The sequence below is a fragment of the Kitasatospora sp. NPDC101801 genome (assembly GCF_044766665.1).
GTDB lineage: Bacteria > Actinomycetota > Actinomycetes > Streptomycetales > Streptomycetaceae > Kitasatospora.
Window position 1 is genome coordinate 14,806 of record NZ_JBIWML010000018.1, and the last position, 15,821, is coordinate 30,626.

Sequence of the window (15,821 nt, forward strand, 5' to 3'; positions counted from 1 at the left end):
GGCCACTGGGGCCTCGGCCGGTAGGGGAATCTCGTCCAGCCGCAGTGGACCGCCCGGGAACTGGAACACCAGGTTTCTCTCCGGGTCCGGCCAGGTTCACCCCGGCCTGGCGGTGCTGGTCGGCGTGCTGCGCCAGCCAGGGGTGGTCGGCGAGCGGCGGGGCGTCCTCGGCTTCGGGGGTGGTGTAGCGCAGCAGCAGGTGCGGATCGCGACGAAGGACTTACCGGCGCTGGAAGTGCGGATGCCCGGCGCCGCCGCCAACGGTCCGCCGGACTTCCCACGGAAGCAGTACCACCTCCATGGTCAGATCATGGGTGACGGCCTGACTCCCGATCACCAGCAGATCAGTTGCCAGTTTGACCTATCGGGCAGAGGCACTATCAGCCTTTGGCCCGGGGCGGATCATCAGAGCAGTGAGCGGGCGCGTACGGGTGGGTTGGACAACCTCCAACCAGGCGTCCCCTTCCCTGAGGCAGTACGGAATCCCGGAATATCCGCGCCACTTCCAGTTGACCCACCACCGGGCCTCGGACCGCTGCCCTGCCCTCCGGCGCTCAGTGGGCAGTCGCTCACCCGCCAGTTCGATGTCATCGAGCTCCGCGCCTTGGCTGCGCAGATAGGCCAGGCCCGCGAGCGCGGCACGCCGCAGCGGGCTGTCGTCGTTCCAGCGGCCGAAGGCCCACTGCATGTGCGGGTCGGCCAACAGGTCTGCGGTGTCCGGTGCATCGGGCAGTACGAGCTGGGTGAGGTGACCCCCGGGGTGCGGACACAGGGGTTCATGCTGCGAGTGTGATTCTACGTTCTCTCTGATGCCGCTGTTCGAACTCGGCGGGTGAGAGGTAGTTGAGGGCACTGTGGCGCCTGCGGGCGTTGTAGTACGTCAGCCACTGGAAGATCTCCAGCCTTGCCTGGCTCATCGTCGAGAACAGCCTCTGGTGCATCGTCTCTCTCTTGAGTCCCTGCCAGAAGCTCTCGGCGAGGGCGTTGTCGTAGCTCGAGCCGACCCGGCCCATGCTCCTGCGGATCTTGAAGCTGTCGCAGACCCCGGCGAATGCGGCGGAGGTGTACTGCGAGCCCCTGTCCGCGTGGAAGATCACCCCGTCCACGGTTCCGCCGCGGGTTGCCACGGCCATCTTCAGGGCGTCGATGACGAGTTCGGCGCGCATATGGGAGGCCATCGACCAGCCGATCACGCGGCGCGAGCAGATGTCCAGGACGCAGGCGAGGTAGAGCCACGTGCCGCCGACCTGCACGTAGGTGATGTCGCCGCACCACTTCTCGTCCAGCCGCTCGGCGGAGAAGACGCGGTGGACGAGGTCCGGGGCGGGCGGTGCGAGCCGGTCGGGGAGCGTGGTGCGCTTGCGCCGCCGCAGATGGCGACCCTCGATCCCGTTGATCCGCATCAGGCGTTCGACGCGCTTGCGGTTGACGGCGTGTCCGAAGCCGCGCAGTTCGGCGTGGACGCGCCGCACTCCGTACGCCTCTTGGTGCTCGGTGTGGATCTCGCGGATCTCCGCGACCAGGGCGTCATCGTCGGCCTGTCGCCTGGCACGGGCCTTCGCGCCGGCGATCCACCGGTAGTAGCCGGACCGGGAGACTGCAAGGACCCGGCATATCCGCTGGACGCCGAAGGTCTCGGCGTGGGCGGAGACGAAGCCCCAGCGGCGGGTCTTCACTTCATCTCCGAGGCGAAATAGGCGGCCGCCCGACGCAGGATCTCCCGCTCCAGCTGCCATTCCTTCTCGGCCTTCAGCAGCCTGGCGGTCTCCGTCCGCAGGCGGACCAGCTCCGCCTGGACACCCTCCGGCTCTGCGTCACGGCTGGGCCCCGCATCGGCCTCGGCGGTACGCACCCAGGTGCGCAGGGTCTCGTGGTTGATGTTGAGACCGCCGGCGACGGACTTGAACGTCCGTCGGCCAGCCGAAGCCCGCCACAACGCCACCGCGTCGGACCGGAACTCCGCGTTGTACTTCGAGGGCCTTGCCATATAGATCTACACCTTCCTGGACCTTCAAGATCCATTGTCAGGTGTGTCCACACTCAAGGGGTCTCCTCACTGGGAGACGGTGATGAGGTCCTGCTGCTGCCAGCCGATCAGTTCGGCGCGCACGGGGCGGGAGATGTACCGGTCGAGGCCGGTGAAGGCGTCGATCATGTCGTCACGCTCGGCGCGGCCAGCGCCCGGGTCCTCGTCAATGCCGTGCAGCACCGTGAGCGCCTGCGAGAGCGTGTTCCCGCGCTGCCACAGTGGAAGCATCACCACGCCCTCCGCCTGGAGCTGCTCCCGGGCCTGGTCCTCAAACTGGAATTCGAGCCCTCGCGACGTCCCGGCAAGAGCACGGCGCAGCGGTGCGAAGGGGTTGCCCCGTCCGGACATCAGGACCTGGACCACGGCCGCGATCATCTGCTCGTCGCGGTCGAAGCGAACGGCCACGTCGACATCGTGGGGCTCGGTCGCGCCTCGGGTGAAGCTGCCGAACAGCCAGACCTGCCGTACCAGGCTCAGTGGCCAGCTGCCGTCGCCGTCGAGCCGGTGGAGCATTTGTTCGACCAGTTCGACGGCTCGCGCCCGCTTCACGTCAGCCTCCTCTTTCGCGTTCTGACAGCGTAGGGGTCCGCGCCGACGTGGCCTCGGTCCTGGCCGGGGGCCTTCCCTTGGCTGGGCAACATGCCCATGGCCCGTGGGAAGAGCCCCTCCTGGTCGCCGGGGTGGTTGTCGTCCGGGCGCTTGGCGACGATCCGATAGAAGTGATGCTCGGCCTGGCCAGCCGTGGTGGGCGGGGCCACCGGTTGTCCTCTCCTGCCGGGTGCGAGCACCGCGCATCCGTGCCCCCACCGCCCAGTCGACCAGGTTTTGCTGCTCGGTCGGGAGCGGATGCTGCGCACGGCGGAGTCGGTTCAGCGGGCGAGGGTGACGGTGAGTTCGGTGTTGTCGCAGTCAGCCGCGAGGTTGCGTAGGGCATTGTGTTCGGCGGGGTCGACGGTCAGGTTCCAGCGGGTTTTGATGGCGGTCCAGTCCTGTAGGTAGGTGCAGCGGTAGTCGGTGGCGGTGGGCAGCCACTGGGCGGGGTCCTTGTCTGCCTTGGACCGGTTGGACTGGAAGCTGACGCCGATCAGCGCGCGGGGCTCGTCGAGGTCGTTGGCGTAGGTCTGGCGTTCGGCCGGGGTCCAGGCGGAGGCGCCGGAGTCCCAGGCTTCGGCGAGGGGGACCATGTGGTCGACGTCGATCTTGGACGCGTCGGTGATGGTGATGTTGTCGTAGAGGGACAGCCACTGCCCGCCGGTGAGTGCGCACTTGGGCCCGACGGTCGGCGCTACGAGGGCTTCGGCGAGGATGACTTCCTTGCGGGCGTCGCATCCGTCGCGGTCGGCGTCGACCCAGTGCCGGAATGCGGTGCGGACGTAGCCCGTGCGGTCCTCGTCGCCTTCGGTGAGCTGCTCGATCGCCTCGTACAGCGGCACGGTGACGGTCTGGCCGGCTTCCCGCCGCTCGCTCAGCGGCGGTCCGCCGCCGGCCTGGGCGGGCGTAGCAACAAGGGTGGCGAGCAGGATTGCTGTTGCGGTGAGGGTGAGTGCTGTCCTGGTCAGGGCAGGGATCCGCAAGGTGACTCCTTCGTCGACGACTTGTCGTGGACCTTCCTACCGCTCTGGCGGGATCTTGAGTACCCGTCAGCCGGCGGGCCACCCCCAAGAGGGAGAAGTCGTACCGGACCGCGCTCATGGCGGCAGCCAGCTTCGCAGCGCGCTGGTCGCGTACTCGCTTGGCTGGGCTTCGAGAGCCGGGTCGCGCTACTCGAAGGCGGCGCCTGCCGGCTCAGACCACATCCCAACTGTGGTCGTCGATCGCCCGCACCAGCAGGTCCTCCGACGCCCCGATCTCCTGAAGGACCAAGGCGGCGGCCACCGTGTCGGCCAGGTGGCACAGCAGCTCCAGCTGATCGGTGCGGGGATGCTCGCCGCCGTGCGCCAGGTTGTTCCGCACCTTGGCCATCACGTGCCAGACGCTCAACGGCGTGCCCTGGACCCCCTTCAGTGCCTCGGGCAACGGCTCGGTGACCGCCTCGATCCGGGTCCGCACCCCCTCCGGGAGGCCCTCGGCAAGCTGCTGCAGGCGCTCGTGCAGGGCGCGGTCCCCGTACGCGGGCAGCCAGTCGTCGAGCCACGCGAGATCCGCCTGCCCAGCGCCCGCGCCCACGAGGCGTTCCAGCACCTCCCGGCGCCGCTGCTTGAACACGGCCTTGGGCACCTTCACGTGCTTCTCGCCGTGAAACGCTTCGATCGCCGGCACCACGCCCATGAAGCGGGCGGTGCGGCTCGGTGTCTGCCGCGCCACGGTGACCAGGTGGTTGTGCAGCACCGGGTGCTGCTCGGCCAGGCCCTGCCAGCGCTCCAGCAGCACCCCCAGGTCCGCACCGTCGGGGCCGAGCCGCAGCAGAAGAGGCTGGCGGGGGTCCGTGGGCGCTTCCGCCAGGTACGGCACCTGGCTGATCCCCGAAGCGAACAGCTGTGTGGTGAACGCCCGCCCCGCCATTTCCGGGCGCAGCAGCACCCACTCCACGTCCTGGCGCCGGCCGGTGGCGAACGCGGCCAGCTCGGCCATCGGGCGCACGTAGTCGTCGACCCACTGCTCCGCCGTCCGCGGCGCCCCGGTGACTTCAAGGATCGGCTGGGAAGTTACTGCCGCCCTGAACCGCATGTCGGTCTGGAAGGCGATCTCGAACTCCAGGCTGATGCGGTCACCCGACGGGCGCTTCCATACCTGCGCCGCGTTCGGGTGCACCGTAGCGGTGAAGGACCGCTCCGGCTCGCGCGGGAAACGGACCCCGTCCAGCGCCGGCACACCCGCCAGCCTGCTCAGCCCGCCGACCTGGAACCGGACCGCGTCGAACAACGGGTCATCGCCCGCCGGGAAGCTGCCGACCAGGGCGAGCCGGGCGAAGACGTCGCTCACCTCGGGCGAGTTGTGGGCCATCAGGGCGTCGATCAGCAGCACCCTCTGACCGACCGTCAGGTCACCGGCCAGCCGGGCGTGCTCGGTGGTGTGCTGGTCGAACCAGCGGTAGCTGTCGTCCTCACTCCAGAGCCCAGGAGCGTTGCGCACCAAGCCGGTTGCACCCTGTCCCGGTTCGAGCACCACTTGCCCGGTGCACGGTTCGTCGCCCAGGGACCAGAAGCACTCATAGGTACCGGTCGGCATCAGCACGTTGCTCATCCCCGGAGCGTAGAGGGCACGCCCGCGGCCCGGCACCCGGTTTCCGGCAGCGCGGGACGACGCGGGCGGTTTCCGAGCCCGCGGTCACCGCTACACGGGCCAGTCGGCAGCTCGACGAGCCGCTCCGGCGGCGCCTTGCCAGGATGCTGACGACGAGGTCGGTGGTGTCCGCAAGGGTCAGTGCTCCCCTTGGCCGAGGACCGGCGGGCCGGTGGCGGAACGGCTACTGCGTGAGACGGCGGCCAGCTCGCCGCCCATCCAGCCAGTGGCCACCACGGCCTCGCCGCCCTTCGGCCCGACTGCCCCCGGTGCGGCCGAGTCAGGTCCGGGTGTTCGTGAGGTGACGGGAGATCAGACCGACCAGGATCTTGCCGGTCGGACCGGCGGTGTCGTCGTAGAAGTGGATCCTGGGGGAGATGGACCCTCGAACGTCCAGCTTGATGTGGGCTTCCATCAGGATCTTCCCGTCCGGGTGCACGAGAACCGGTACCGGCAGCACACGCTCTGCGGCCCACTGGTTAAGGGTCTCCGCAGACTCGACCATCGCGATGGTGTTGCCCGAGATGACGACCGCTCCGCGCGGGCTGCGCAGGCAGAACTCCCGGAAGTTGCCCTTGAAGCCCTCGCCGGTGGAGATCTCGGCGTAGCTGCTCAGGGATTGCAGGGCCAGCCATGCCTTGCGGGCCCATCCCGGCACCTTGCGGGTATCGGTGTCGTCGAGAAGCAGCGTGCGGGAGCGGTCGCCTGTGAACTGGACTCCCGGCAGGGAGGTGATCCGCTCCAGGACATCCTCGAAGGTACGGGGAGCGTCCTCGGTGTCTTGCTCGGCATAGGCCTCGCTGCCAGCACCGGAGGCGAGGAGGAGTACGCGGAGCCGGCCTATCTCCCGGTTTGCCCGGTCCAGGAGGTCGAGGGAGTCGAGGTGCTGGGCGAGCTCGCTGTCGTTGTTGGCCTCGGACACGGTCAGTTTGGCGTTGGCGTCGTTGAGCTGCTGCTGGAGGCTCAGTTGCGTGCGCTGCTGACGGATGATCTCCTCATCCCGGGCGGACACCATCCCGGTCAGCCGCCCGACCTCCCGCTGGTCCTCCGCGACGCTCTCGTGCTGTTGCGCTCCGGACGCCGGTTGCTGGTGGGGCAGCTGCACGGGGCTGGTGTTCAGCAGGACCAGGCGGGCGAGCCGCTCCGGGACCGGCGAGTCGAGGGTGTGCTCCTGGGCGCCACCGGCGATGTGCTGCCAGGCCCCGTCCCGCCGGTCACTGAGACGCTGATGGGACAGGTAGCGGTGGCGGTAGCCATCGGAGGCCCACGCCGGGTCGACGCCGGGCAGATATGTGCGCACGGCGCCGGGAGCCACCCAGTGGTCCGGCCCGATCTCGCGTCGGAACGCGGTGATGGCGGCCGCGTCGGTGAGCAGGTAGAGCGAGGCGAACCCAGCGGCGCCTTCCCATATCTTGCCGGTCCGCCACGTCCAGTCGGCTGACTCCAGGTGGGGTCGGGCTGCGACGATGACGGGCCGACGGCGGTCTTGGTGGGTGAGGACGGCCAGGAGCTGCTCGACGTCGTCAGCACCGATCTTCTGCGGCGAGTCGGTCAGGCGGGTGACGGGCGCCCAGACCCCGTCGACGTCGGTGGTGAGGCCGTCGATGACCGGCAGTGCCGCAACGAGCTCCCGGATGATGCGGGGCGGCCCGCTCGCGGGAGCGGGTCCGGTGCCGTGGCACTCCAGGTCGATCGCCACCAGGCCGGTGAGATCGGCGTCCGGCCCCACAGCGGTGACGGTGGTGGTCCACCGCTGGGCTCGCTGTTCGACGAACTGCAGGCGCAGGCCGACCTCGTCACCATCGGGGCCGTAGGACCCGACAACGTCGAGCGTGGTACTGGCATCAAGCTGGTGGAGCCCGGAGGAGCCGAGGGCCGTCGCACTGTAGTTCTTGCTGTCCAGCCAGGAGGCAGCGCCACGGCGGACGGTCTTGAAGATGTCGGGCGGCTGCTCGCTGTGGGCACAGTCGATGGTCAGCGCGGTGCGGTACAGCATGGTACTTCGGAACACGGGGAACTCCGGCAGGCTGTCGGCGGTACGGCCGGGCAAATTGGATCGGGCCGGTTCGCGAGCGTATCGGCTGGGGCGGACAGTCGTACGCCGCGGGCGACTTGACGCCAAATCAGGCGGCCCTAGTTGGGCAGCGGCCGGTGTGTCCGGCGGTCAGAACCCCGCGAAGTATCCATGCTTTCACCGCGACCGCGGGTAGACACCTTCGTGGAGGCCTCGCTGGAGGGCCAGCGGGAAGGTTCAGCGCACCCCCACGCCCGGTGCGCGGGCCGGGGCCTGGTTGATCGCGTGTGTGTTCGTGGGAGTGCGGGCGGCGTAGGGTCTGGGTCGTGACGGATCCGCTTCCTTCCTCGACTGTCAAGGACTTTCTGGCGACCCTCCGTCGTGGCGAGGTGTGCTCGGGAGTGGTTGCCTCGATCCATCAGTTCGGTGTGCTGGTCGATCTCGACGGAGCGCCCGAGTCGTCCGTGGGCCATATTCCGCCGCCGGAGGTGTCGTGGAAGTGGCTGTCCTCCTGCGGTGAGGCACTGACGGTTGGACAACGGGTGACTGGCGAGGTCCTCGGCATCGACGCCGAGGTGCGCGGGCAGGCCACCCTGTCCCTGATCGCCCTGCAGCCGAATCCCTGGCTGGCATGGATCGACCGGGTGGGCTCTGTTTTCACCGGGCGTGTGACACGGGTGCTCTCGTTCGGCGTCTTCGTGGGCGTCGACGAGGGCATGGACGGCCTGATCCACGGCCCTGAGCTGTCGCAATGGGCTGGCGAGAGCGCCATCCAGGTAGGCGACGAGATGACAGTGCAGATATCCGAAGTGGATGCGGTTCGACGTCGTATCCGCCTCTCATTCCCCGACCAGCTGCGATGCAAGGCAGGTGCCGAGGGGTAGCGGGCGGTCCTGGACGAAGTACGCGAGGGTCACCGGGCCCTCTCGGCGACACAGCAGCGCCCAGTGTCCGGCTGGTCCGGGGCGGACTCCGAACTTGGCGTCCGCGTCCAGGCGCAGTTGGTGCCGGGGGCGGTCCTGGGAGAGGTAGGTGCCGGAGCCGGCCCGGCCGTCGAGAAGGCATTCGCGGATCAGAGCCTCCTGGGCGCGCTGGACGACCGCGTCGCCGACGCCGTATTCGGCTGCCAAGGCGGCCCGTGATGGCAGGCGCTCACCTGGTGGCCACTCGCCGGCGGCGATCCGGGTCCGCAGGGCCTCCGTGACGACGGTGTGGGCGGGTTGCCTGCCCCGGGTCATCGGACCTCTTGGTCGCCGGTGTCGAGATCACCGTAGCCCCTCCACCGGGGCGCGTCCGGGCGGGAACGCGACCACCCGGAGGCCGCCGGGCTGAAGGGCATCTGCTCCGTAGCTGATCATTTAGCGGTTGCTTATCCGGCCCTCGCATCATGAGCGCATCGAACTCAGGAAGAGGAAGAAATGCCGCAGGTGTTCTACCGCTTGATCATGGCCTTCTTGCTGGCAACCGCGCTGATTGCAGCCGGCAAGGCCCTGAACCTCAGTCCACTGGTGACGTTCGCCGCAGGTGGCTTGGGTCTCCTCGGCGCCATCGGCTTCTCGGCCCGGCAGTACCTGCGCGGCGAGAACCCCGCTGAGTAGGCTTGGTCAGTGCTGCAGGAAGTAGCGTGCCTTCTTCGCGGCGGCGATCGCGGCAGCGGCTGGACTGTCCGCGCCGTCGGGGACGTGCGGGTAGACGCAGTCGAGCAGGTCGTACTCGCCGGCGTCGTCAGCGCCCATCGAGCCCATCACGGCGCAGACCGGATCGCTGTGCCTGCCAGCCTCGGCCCAAGTGCCCGGCCAGTCGGGGTGCTGATCGCTCACCCGCACCCCGCAGTTCTGGCAGACGACCGTCGGCTCCTGACCCGTCAGCGCTTGGGCGGGCCGGGCGTCGGCCTCCTCGACCACGTGCCCGACCCGCTGCGCTGACTCGGTGCGTCCGAGCAGTGACCGGTCGCAGGTCGGACCGAACTCGTGCTCCACGGCCGCCCAGACGCCCGGCCAGTGCGGGTGGCGGTCGGTTACCGCCATGCCACATCCGGCGCAGGCCTGCGCCGCCAGGCCGTGCGAGCGGAACAGCGCGAAGGTCTGCTCCGACACGGTCGAGGCGTACCGCTGGCCGTCAGGCTGGCCCTCGGCAACCGTCGCGAGGTCGTGCAGGGGGAGTTCCTTCTCCACCAGGTGCACGTCCTCCCAGGTCTCCAGCCCGGCTGCGGACAGGCACTGCGTCCAGCCGATTCGTGGCACCGTCGTGGTCGACGGCCGGTGCACCACCTCGATCTCCGGACGGCGCAGTGCCTCGGGCACGTACTCCGCCAACGCCCGCCGCAGCTGCTCCACCGCTTGGTCCCGGTCCACCGCGTTGAGCCAGCACGCCTTCACCAACTGCCGCAGCATCATCCGCGGGTACAACGTCACCTCGTAGAACCAGCCGTTCGGGCCCCTGCGGACGCCCCGCTCGTACTCACCCCATTCGTCGAAGGCGAAGCACGTCAGGGCGCCGGTGTCCTCCGCGGCGGCGATCGCGTCCGCCACCGTGGGGTACGTACCGGTGAAGGCGTCCCAGGGGGTGTCCATCGGCCCGAAGTCCATGGCCGCGGTGGCCATCCTCACCTGCGCCACCACGGCACCGACGGCGGGTGCGGCCGGCCGCGCCGACCCCTGCTGCTGCTTCCACCCCTTGATCTTGCCCAACCGCTTCCGTTGCGCGCTCTTACCCATACCAACCCCGTCCCGCGTTTGTACCGATTCCTCCCTCTCAACGCGATCCGACCGCTTTCGTCACGTCTGCCTGATCTGCTCATCCTTGAGCAGTGGGACCTGACGCCGGATCCGGGGCGCCCCGGTTCACCGGGCCGTCGGCGGCAGCGGCCGGGCCCGGGAGCGACGGGGGACGCTCGGCGGGGCCCGGCCGGTGGGAGGCCGGCCGTGCCGGGGGCGTGGCACGGCTGCTCTGCCCGGCAGCCCGGTGGTGATGTGGTGGGGTTGCCGTGGCGGAGACACTAGACCCTTCGATCTGCCATGGCCAGGGCTTTGACCTGCGGCTTTTCGGACGCGAACATGCCATCGCCTCTGCCGGTTTTGCCGCGGGCAGCCGGGACAGGGCGGTGCGGCCCCGGCTGCCCGCGTCGGCTGAGCCGGGAATCGGATCGCAACGGCGTCGGCGCCGTTGTAGGCGTAGGGGACAAGCTTCACGAGGGCGGTCGTCGGTGCGCGCAACGGCCGGCGGGCCGCTGATCCGCGCACGCGGCTGGGCGACGACCCGGCGCTGCTGGTCCCGCGCGGGAACTTCACCGGGGCAGGGCGCGGCGTCGCGTCCCCGGCCCTGGGCGGCACGACGATGTGCAGGTGAACTACCTGCTGGAGTGCGGGCATCCGGACAAGGGCGACCGCGACGGCTACTGCACGGCCGAACGCGAGGCCCTCGCCACGGAGCCGTTCGCGGCCCTCGACGACTCCACCTTGGCCTGCGGGCACCGGTGGACCGGGACGGTGTGGGACCCGGTCTGCGTGCAGGGCTGCCCCGCGGTGGCCGAGCTGGATGATTTCCTCGACCTCGACTTCGACTTCGATGACGACGACGACCCGGACGACGATCTGGACGACGAATGACGATGACCTGCATCTGTACCCGCCCGATCTGCGCCGGGCCCGGCGTGATCGCCTCGACGTACCTGTACTGGAGCCAGATCAGGGCGGAGCGCACGGCGGCCGGGCGGCCGTTCCGCGCCCGCCGCGGTGACTTCGAGCCAGCCAGCACGCTGTACCTCCTGGGCGGCCTGCTCGACGGCGACGCACCGGTGCGCCTGCGGCTCGCGTTCGCCGCCGAGGAGTTCGGCCTGACGCCGAAGCGGCTGGAGGCCGAGCTGGCCTGGCTGGACCGGCACCGCTTCGTCTACCTGGACGGCTCCGTGGACGGCATCGCCCGGATCTGGGTGAACCCCGCCGCCGTCACCCGCGGGGCCGACCCGCGGACCGCGGCCGCCCGGCATCGGTTCCCCTACTTCGTCGTCGACGACCGCGGGATGCAGGCCACGGAGCCGGTCCGGTACCTGGAGTACAGCCGTGAACTGTGGGAGCAGGTCTTCGCCGCCAACCACCAGGCGATGACGCGCGAGGCCTTCCACGACCGGGACTGCCGCAGCTGCTTCCCCTCAGGGCTGCAGATGGTGTGAGCCACCGCCTCGACTGCCTGTGGCCTCGCCCCCGCGCTGACGCTAACGCCGACGGGTGCCGAGCGCGGGACGGCCAGGCCGCAGACACGCACGCCGGGGTCGTTGCATCCGAACCATCCGGTGGACGATGATCTGGTTGGCCGTGTGGCGGCCACGCCGAGCGGGAACCGGTCTCTCCCGCATCCCCGGCCCGAAGGCTCCGTAGAGCCGCCCGTAGTCGCTGCTCATCACCATCCGATCGCACCCCGATCGACGATCCCGACGCGCCGGGCCGGCGGCACGGAAGGGACCAGCCGTGACCCCGGCCAAGCTCACCCGACTCGCAGCCCAGCGTTCCCAGCTCACGCGCGAGCCGCACCAGTCAGCCGTCCGGCACCTCACCGCCCTGGGCCCCGGCTCACCAACGGTGCCGCACCCCGCCGACCCGGCCCAGGAGAAGCTGGAGTGGTGGATCATGCACTGCTGCGCGTGGCCGGTCGAGGCGGTAGTCGCCCCCTTCGGCTTCGAACAGGTCAGCCCGACCCCGCAGGGCCTGGAGCTCAAGCTGACCTCCACGCCGTCGTACCTGCGCTGGTTCGTCAGCACCGTCCTGCCCTCGATCGACACCGACAGCCAGGTCAGCGGAGTTCCCGGCCTGCGTACCGACCGTGACCGCACCGGCGCGCCCGTCCTACGGCTGGCCGGCACCAACGCCAGCGTGGTCCTGCGAGGCATCTCCGCCGGGCAATGGCGCACCCTGACCGCCGACTTCGAAGCCGAGCTCCGCACCGGAGGCCACCGCCCGCTCTGGAACACCGGACCGGCGACCCGGGAGGAGGCCAGGGACCTGACCTGGTTCGATCCCGCCACCGCAGGTCCCCGTCCGCACTGGCTCGGCAGCGCCCTGCTGCGCCGGGTGGGGGTGTTCACCGCGGCCGGCGTGCCTGCGCTGGTCACCGGCTGGACCACCGCTGGAACGTTCGCCGACTGCTGGAAATTCGATCTGGAGTTCATCCCCGGCCACCGGCTCGACCACGACCGGCTGGCGGCCCTGCTGACGGATCCCGCAGCCGGCCTGCCCCTGCAGGTGGACGGGCACGCGTGCCGGGAAAGCGGCGCGTCCCGATGCCGGATGCGGCTGGCGCCGGGGGATGGCCGGCCCGGGGAGATCGAGCTCCTGTTCCGGCATACCGATGAGGCGGTGATCAGCGCGTGGGAGGCCCGCTGGCCTGAGGAGTTCGCCGTAATCCGGCAGGCCGCGGGCCAGGCCGAGCCGCTGCGACGCTGAAATCCGACACCGGCCCGACAGCCGGGCGGGCCCCGCACCGCTACGACGTGCGGGGCCCGCTCGCCGACGACGAACTGGGCATTCCGAGAGGGCACGGCCGGTGTCGTTGACCGGTGGCTTGGCCTTCGCGGCCCTGCGCAGGTCATCGAGCCAGACGTGGCGGGTGGGCGGGATCGTCCAGGTCGGTCGGCCGCCGTGCACGAGGGCTTGGCTCCGCCTCACAGCGGATGGGGAAGCGCAGCCGCGGACAGGCGCTTCGTCACCCTGGCCGGAACGCTGATGCGGAGGGTGGGGGCATCGAGGTCCGGGTCAGGCCGGTTCGTCGGCGGCCAAGACGCGGTCGAGGTACTCCTCCCGCAGGGCCTCGTCGAGCTTGCCGTCCATCGACAGGGCCCGGCGAAGAGCCCGGCCGCTGAGCCCGGCGGAGATCCCCAATCGGGAGGAAGCCTCGTACTGGATCTCTCGCAGGGTAATCATCGCCCAGGACGGGTCGTGCCGGATGTACCAGTCGAGCATCTTGACGATCGGAACGCTCAGGCTGAGGTGGAACGAATTGAGCTCGAACGCGGGGTCCCGGCGCTGAAGTTCGAGGCCATCGGACCACACGTCCAGGACGGCGTGCCGGACGGTGGCACTCAGCGGCTCCGCTGGGATGAGCTCGTTCAGGTTGGCCGCGACGCTCCACGCCAGCTCGTTCGCGACGTCCTGCACGTCCGTCTCGTTGCGGCTGCGCAGGACCCACCGCTTGCGCATGGCCGGGTGCCACAGCGCGTGGAAGAAGCGGGTGGCGAAGCGGGCGCGGACCTCGGCCGCGCCGGGGGACAGGTCCTTTTCCTCTCCGGCCGAGAGCATCGTCTCCACGCCTTCTGCCGACCGCCGGCGTGCCTCGGCCCAGTCTGCGGCGACCGGCTTGGACCACAGGTTGCGGCCGCCGACCGTGGCCTGCGGCATCGGCACGGAGTTCTCGCCTCGGGTGATGTACGAGCGCAGGGTGGAGGCGGAGATCCCGGCGAGGGCCGCGACCTCGGGGGTCCCGATGAGCTGGTCTGCGCCGAGTTCGGGGCTGGCGAGGTTGACGACGGCCCGCTCCAGGGGGAGTGCGCCGGGGCGGGTGCCCTGGGTGCGGGCCCACAGGGCGAGGTGGTCGGTCCAGATGCGGGCCGTCCCGGCTCCGGGCCGGAAGTTCGCGACCTTGGCCACGTAGGCGCGGGTGGGGTCGGCGCTCGCGTCGAGGAGGTCGGCGGCGGTCACGGTGACCGGTGCGGTGACCCTTCGGTGTTCGTGCCGCTGGTGGACGGGGTGCCAGATCTGTCCCGGCCGGTACCAGGTCGTGCCGTCCCACCAGTACCCGCCTGCCCGGAAGAGCAGCTCGGAGCCGCCCCAGTGGCTGTGCATGGAGGCGATGTCGTTGTCGCTCATCAGCAGGACGGTGCGGCCGTGGAGGGGGTGATAGCGCACGGACCAGCCGTAGTCGTGGCGGATCGGGTCGGTGGTGAAGGCGTGCCAGGCGCCGTCCGGGAGATTGTCGTAGCGGCCCCACATGCCGTTGCCGACACCTCGGCCGACAGCCTCGATCGCCTCGGGACCCTCGTCCAGGGGGATGTGGGTGTCGTCGACGAACGGCAGGTCGGGAACGGGGTGGTCGGTGCTGATGCCGTTGGCGAGCGGCTGGTAGTGGAACGTCATGGTGCTGCCCCCTCAATCCATCAAGTGCTGTGCACTTCTACAGCACTGAGATTGCCCTCTCTACAGCAGTAAGAGCAATGGACTACAGCACTACCCGGCCACCCCACCGCCACCCGCCGCTCCGCCCACGACCAGCACGGACAGACCGCACCAGACCCCTGCCCCGCCCTCCGCGCAGGCCAGCCTCTTCCCGATTCCAACCCCGAACGTCCGAAACCGCCCCCGCACACGACGCCCTCCGGGGGCGACGACCCTCCGCACCAGGCCCGCGACCACCACAGCACCCCAACAGGGCCCGACGGCGAACCGTCGGGCCCGACCGGCCGCGATCGTCAGACCTTGGGGATGTGCTCCACGGCGCAGGTGATGCCGGGCACTCCTGCCATCTTGCCGTCGGTGGTCACCAGCGGGCAGCTCAGCGTCTCCGCCAGTGAGATGTAGATCGCGTCACCGACGTAGGTGTTGTGCCGCAGCTCCCACGCCCGCAGCAGCAGGCCCGGGATCGGAATCCGCTGGACCTCCAGCGCGTCCAGGTCCTCGATCGCCGCCTGGGCACCCTCCTCGGACAGCAGCTTCTTCTGCAGGAGCCGGCCGATCACCCTCGACACCTCGTGGTCCAGATGCGCCGGGGCGTAGACGTCCTCGCCGACCAGGCGCTGCCGCACCCGGTCCGCCGTCGGCCCCGCCCCGACAAGGGCCTCGACCACCGCACTGGCATCCACCACGATCACCGGCTGCCGCCCTGCTGCTTCTCGGCCCAGGCTTCCAGCAGGTCCGCCATCGTCAGGTCCTCCGGCAGCGCGGCCAAGGCCTGGACCATTTCGGGGTCGGCCCCGCGACTCTCGAAGAGCTCGTGCACCCGGGCGGCGAGCACGTTCCAAGCCACGATCCCCGGCTCGCCTGACTGCGCGGCCGCCGCCAGCGTCGAGGCGGCGGACTCCGCAAAGACGCGGATGTGTGCGGACTCGGCCTGCCCCACGCCCTCGGCCCGGACGTCATCGACGGCAGCAGAGATGTCCTCGCTCGACAGGCGCTGGCTGGCAGCACGGGCTCGGGACGCCAGCCGCTCCATCTCCGACGACTCGATGGGGCGCGGGCCGATGTGCGCGCCGGACAGCAGGTGCAGCAGCGCGGCCGGGACGACTGCGGCGACAGGCTTGCCGTAGCGGGTGATGGCGGTGATCCGGCCGGTGTGCTCGGCCAGCGTCACGATCTTGGAAAGTTCAGCGCGAGCGTCAGCCAGCGCCACGGTGGGAACGTTCGCCGGGAGATCCGGACGACCTTGCGACTCCGTAGTCATGTAAAGACTTTACAACTCTGGCGCGGCGAAGACCCGGTTCATCCCCAGCCTGGCATTCAGCGCCGGCTACGGGCCGGACCGGGCGAACAGCGGCCAGCCCCTGCTTCGCACCGACAGCCCGCGCAGCGCCGC

At 70.0% G+C, this 15,821-nt stretch carries 15 protein-coding genes; 5 read left to right on the plus strand and 10 right to left on the minus strand.

What is annotated here, in order from left to right:
- Nucleotides 1-776 precede the first annotated feature (776 nt).
- The 5 genes from ACIRPK_RS20490 to ACIRPK_RS20510 form a co-directional block, all read right to left on the minus strand.
- Nucleotides 777-1,987 (minus strand): IS3 family transposase gene (locus tag ACIRPK_RS20490; RefSeq protein WP_403040675.1). Its coding sequence is split into 2 segments (ribosomal slippage): nt 777-1,741 and nt 1,741-1,987, totalling 1,212 coding nucleotides; the frame shifts between segments, so codons are not numbered across the junction.
- A 66-nt stretch (nt 1,988-2,053) separates the two neighbouring features.
- On the minus strand, nt 2,054-2,542 hold the full coding sequence (locus ACIRPK_RS20495; protein ID WP_403040676.1) for a nucleotidyltransferase domain-containing protein: 489 nt from the start codon (nt 2,540-2,542) through the stop codon (nt 2,054-2,056).
- A 356-nt stretch (nt 2,543-2,898) separates the two neighbouring features.
- Entirely contained in the window at nt 2,899-3,603 is a 705-nt protein-coding gene (locus tag ACIRPK_RS20500; RefSeq protein ID WP_403040677.1) for an HNH endonuclease family protein, read from the minus strand.
- Nucleotides 3,604-3,814: 211 nt separating this feature from the next.
- Nucleotides 3,815-5,212 carry a hypothetical protein gene (locus tag ACIRPK_RS20505; RefSeq protein WP_403040678.1) on the minus strand — a complete coding sequence of 466 codons (1,398 nt, stop codon included), beginning with the start codon at nt 5,210-5,212 and terminating at the stop codon, nt 3,815-3,817.
- Between the two features lie 319 nt (nt 5,213-5,531).
- The gene (locus ACIRPK_RS20510) at nt 5,532-7,262 is read right to left on the minus strand and encodes a hypothetical protein (protein ID WP_403040679.1); all 1,731 of its coding nucleotides are present in this window, start codon (nt 7,260-7,262) and stop codon (nt 5,532-5,534) included.
- A 329-nt stretch (nt 7,263-7,591) separates the two neighbouring features.
- Between ACIRPK_RS20510 and ACIRPK_RS20515 the strand changes: the two genes are divergently transcribed.
- Complete coding sequence (locus ACIRPK_RS20515; protein ID WP_403040680.1) at nt 7,592-8,149, plus strand: S1 RNA-binding domain-containing protein; 558 nt, start codon at nt 7,592-7,594, stop codon at nt 8,147-8,149.
- Here ACIRPK_RS20515 and ACIRPK_RS20520 read toward each other — a convergent pair.
- On the minus strand, nt 8,105-8,503 hold the full coding sequence (locus ACIRPK_RS20520; RefSeq protein WP_403040681.1) for a winged helix-turn-helix domain-containing protein: 399 nt from the start codon (nt 8,501-8,503) through the stop codon (nt 8,105-8,107). The genes ACIRPK_RS20515 and ACIRPK_RS20520 overlap by 45 nt on opposite strands.
- A gap of 180 nt (nt 8,504-8,683) precedes the next feature.
- On the opposite strand from ACIRPK_RS20520, the gene ACIRPK_RS20525 reads away from it, so the two are divergent.
- Nucleotides 8,684-8,863, plus strand: a complete 180-nt coding sequence (locus tag ACIRPK_RS20525) for a hypothetical protein (RefSeq protein WP_403040682.1) — start codon at nt 8,684-8,686, stop codon at nt 8,861-8,863.
- A 6-nt stretch (nt 8,864-8,869) separates the two neighbouring features.
- Here the strand turns inward: ACIRPK_RS20525 and ACIRPK_RS20530 are convergent, their stop codons facing one another.
- Complete coding sequence (locus ACIRPK_RS20530) at nt 8,870-9,982, minus strand: hypothetical protein (protein WP_403040683.1); 1,113 nt, start codon at nt 9,980-9,982, stop codon at nt 8,870-8,872.
- A 627-nt stretch (nt 9,983-10,609) separates the two neighbouring features.
- Between ACIRPK_RS20530 and ACIRPK_RS20535 the strand changes: the two genes are divergently transcribed.
- From ACIRPK_RS20535 to ACIRPK_RS20545, 3 genes are all read left to right on the plus strand, one after another.
- A complete protein-coding gene (locus tag ACIRPK_RS20535; RefSeq protein WP_403040684.1) occupies nt 10,610-10,873 on the plus strand; it encodes a hypothetical protein in 264 nt (87 codons plus the stop codon).
- The gene (locus tag ACIRPK_RS20540) at nt 10,870-11,436 is read left to right on the plus strand and encodes a hypothetical protein (RefSeq protein ID WP_403040685.1); all 567 of its coding nucleotides are present in this window, start codon (nt 10,870-10,872) and stop codon (nt 11,434-11,436) included. The genes ACIRPK_RS20535 and ACIRPK_RS20540 overlap by 4 nt, the downstream gene beginning before the upstream one ends.
- A 295-nt stretch (nt 11,437-11,731) precedes the next feature.
- On the plus strand, nt 11,732-12,703 hold the full coding sequence (locus ACIRPK_RS20545) for a hypothetical protein (RefSeq protein ID WP_403040686.1): 972 nt from the start codon (nt 11,732-11,734) through the stop codon (nt 12,701-12,703).
- Between the two features lie 309 nt (nt 12,704-13,012).
- On the opposite strand, the gene ACIRPK_RS20550 is transcribed toward ACIRPK_RS20545, so the two are convergent.
- The 3 genes from ACIRPK_RS20550 to ACIRPK_RS20560 form a co-directional block, all read right to left on the minus strand.
- Nucleotides 13,013-14,389, minus strand: a complete 1,377-nt coding sequence (locus ACIRPK_RS20550; RefSeq protein WP_403040687.1) for a helix-turn-helix transcriptional regulator — start codon at nt 14,387-14,389, stop codon at nt 13,013-13,015.
- Nucleotides 14,390-14,721: 332 nt separating this feature from the next.
- Nucleotides 14,722-15,120, minus strand: coding sequence for a type II toxin-antitoxin system VapC family toxin (locus ACIRPK_RS20555; protein ID WP_402878836.1), 399 nt, complete (start codon nt 15,118-15,120; stop codon nt 14,722-14,724).
- Complete coding sequence (locus ACIRPK_RS20560) at nt 15,117-15,689, minus strand: type II toxin-antitoxin system Phd/YefM family antitoxin (protein WP_403040688.1); 573 nt, start codon at nt 15,687-15,689, stop codon at nt 15,117-15,119. The genes ACIRPK_RS20555 and ACIRPK_RS20560 overlap by 4 nt, the downstream gene beginning before the upstream one ends.
- Nucleotides 15,690-15,821 lie beyond the last annotated feature (132 nt).

Excerpts from the sequence above, each read along its gene's own strand:
- ACIRPK_RS20495 (WP_403040676.1), bottom strand. The coding sequence starts at position 2,542 with ATGCTCCACCGGCTCGACGGCGACGGCAGCTGGCCACTGAGCCTGGTA.
- ACIRPK_RS20525 (WP_403040682.1), top strand. The coding sequence starts at position 8,684 with ATGCCGCAGGTGTTCTACCGCTTGATCATGGCCTTCTTGCTGGCAACC.
- ACIRPK_RS20505 (WP_403040678.1), bottom strand. The coding sequence starts at position 5,212 with ATGAGCAACGTGCTGATGCCGACCGGTACCTATGAGTGCTTCTGGTCC.
- ACIRPK_RS20550 (WP_403040687.1), bottom strand. The coding sequence starts at position 14,389 with ATGACGTTCCACTACCAGCCGCTCGCCAACGGCATCAGCACCGACCAC.
- ACIRPK_RS20520 (WP_403040681.1), bottom strand. The coding sequence starts at position 8,503 with ATGACCCGGGGCAGGCAACCCGCCCACACCGTCGTCACGGAGGCCCTG.
- ACIRPK_RS20560 (WP_403040688.1), bottom strand. The coding sequence starts at position 15,689 with ATGACTACGGAGTCGCAAGGTCGTCCGGATCTCCCGGCGAACGTTCCC.
- ACIRPK_RS20540 (WP_403040685.1), top strand. The coding sequence starts at position 10,870 with ATGACGATGACCTGCATCTGTACCCGCCCGATCTGCGCCGGGCCCGGC.
- ACIRPK_RS20530 (WP_403040683.1), bottom strand. The coding sequence starts at position 9,982 with ATGGGTAAGAGCGCGCAACGGAAGCGGTTGGGCAAGATCAAGGGGTGG.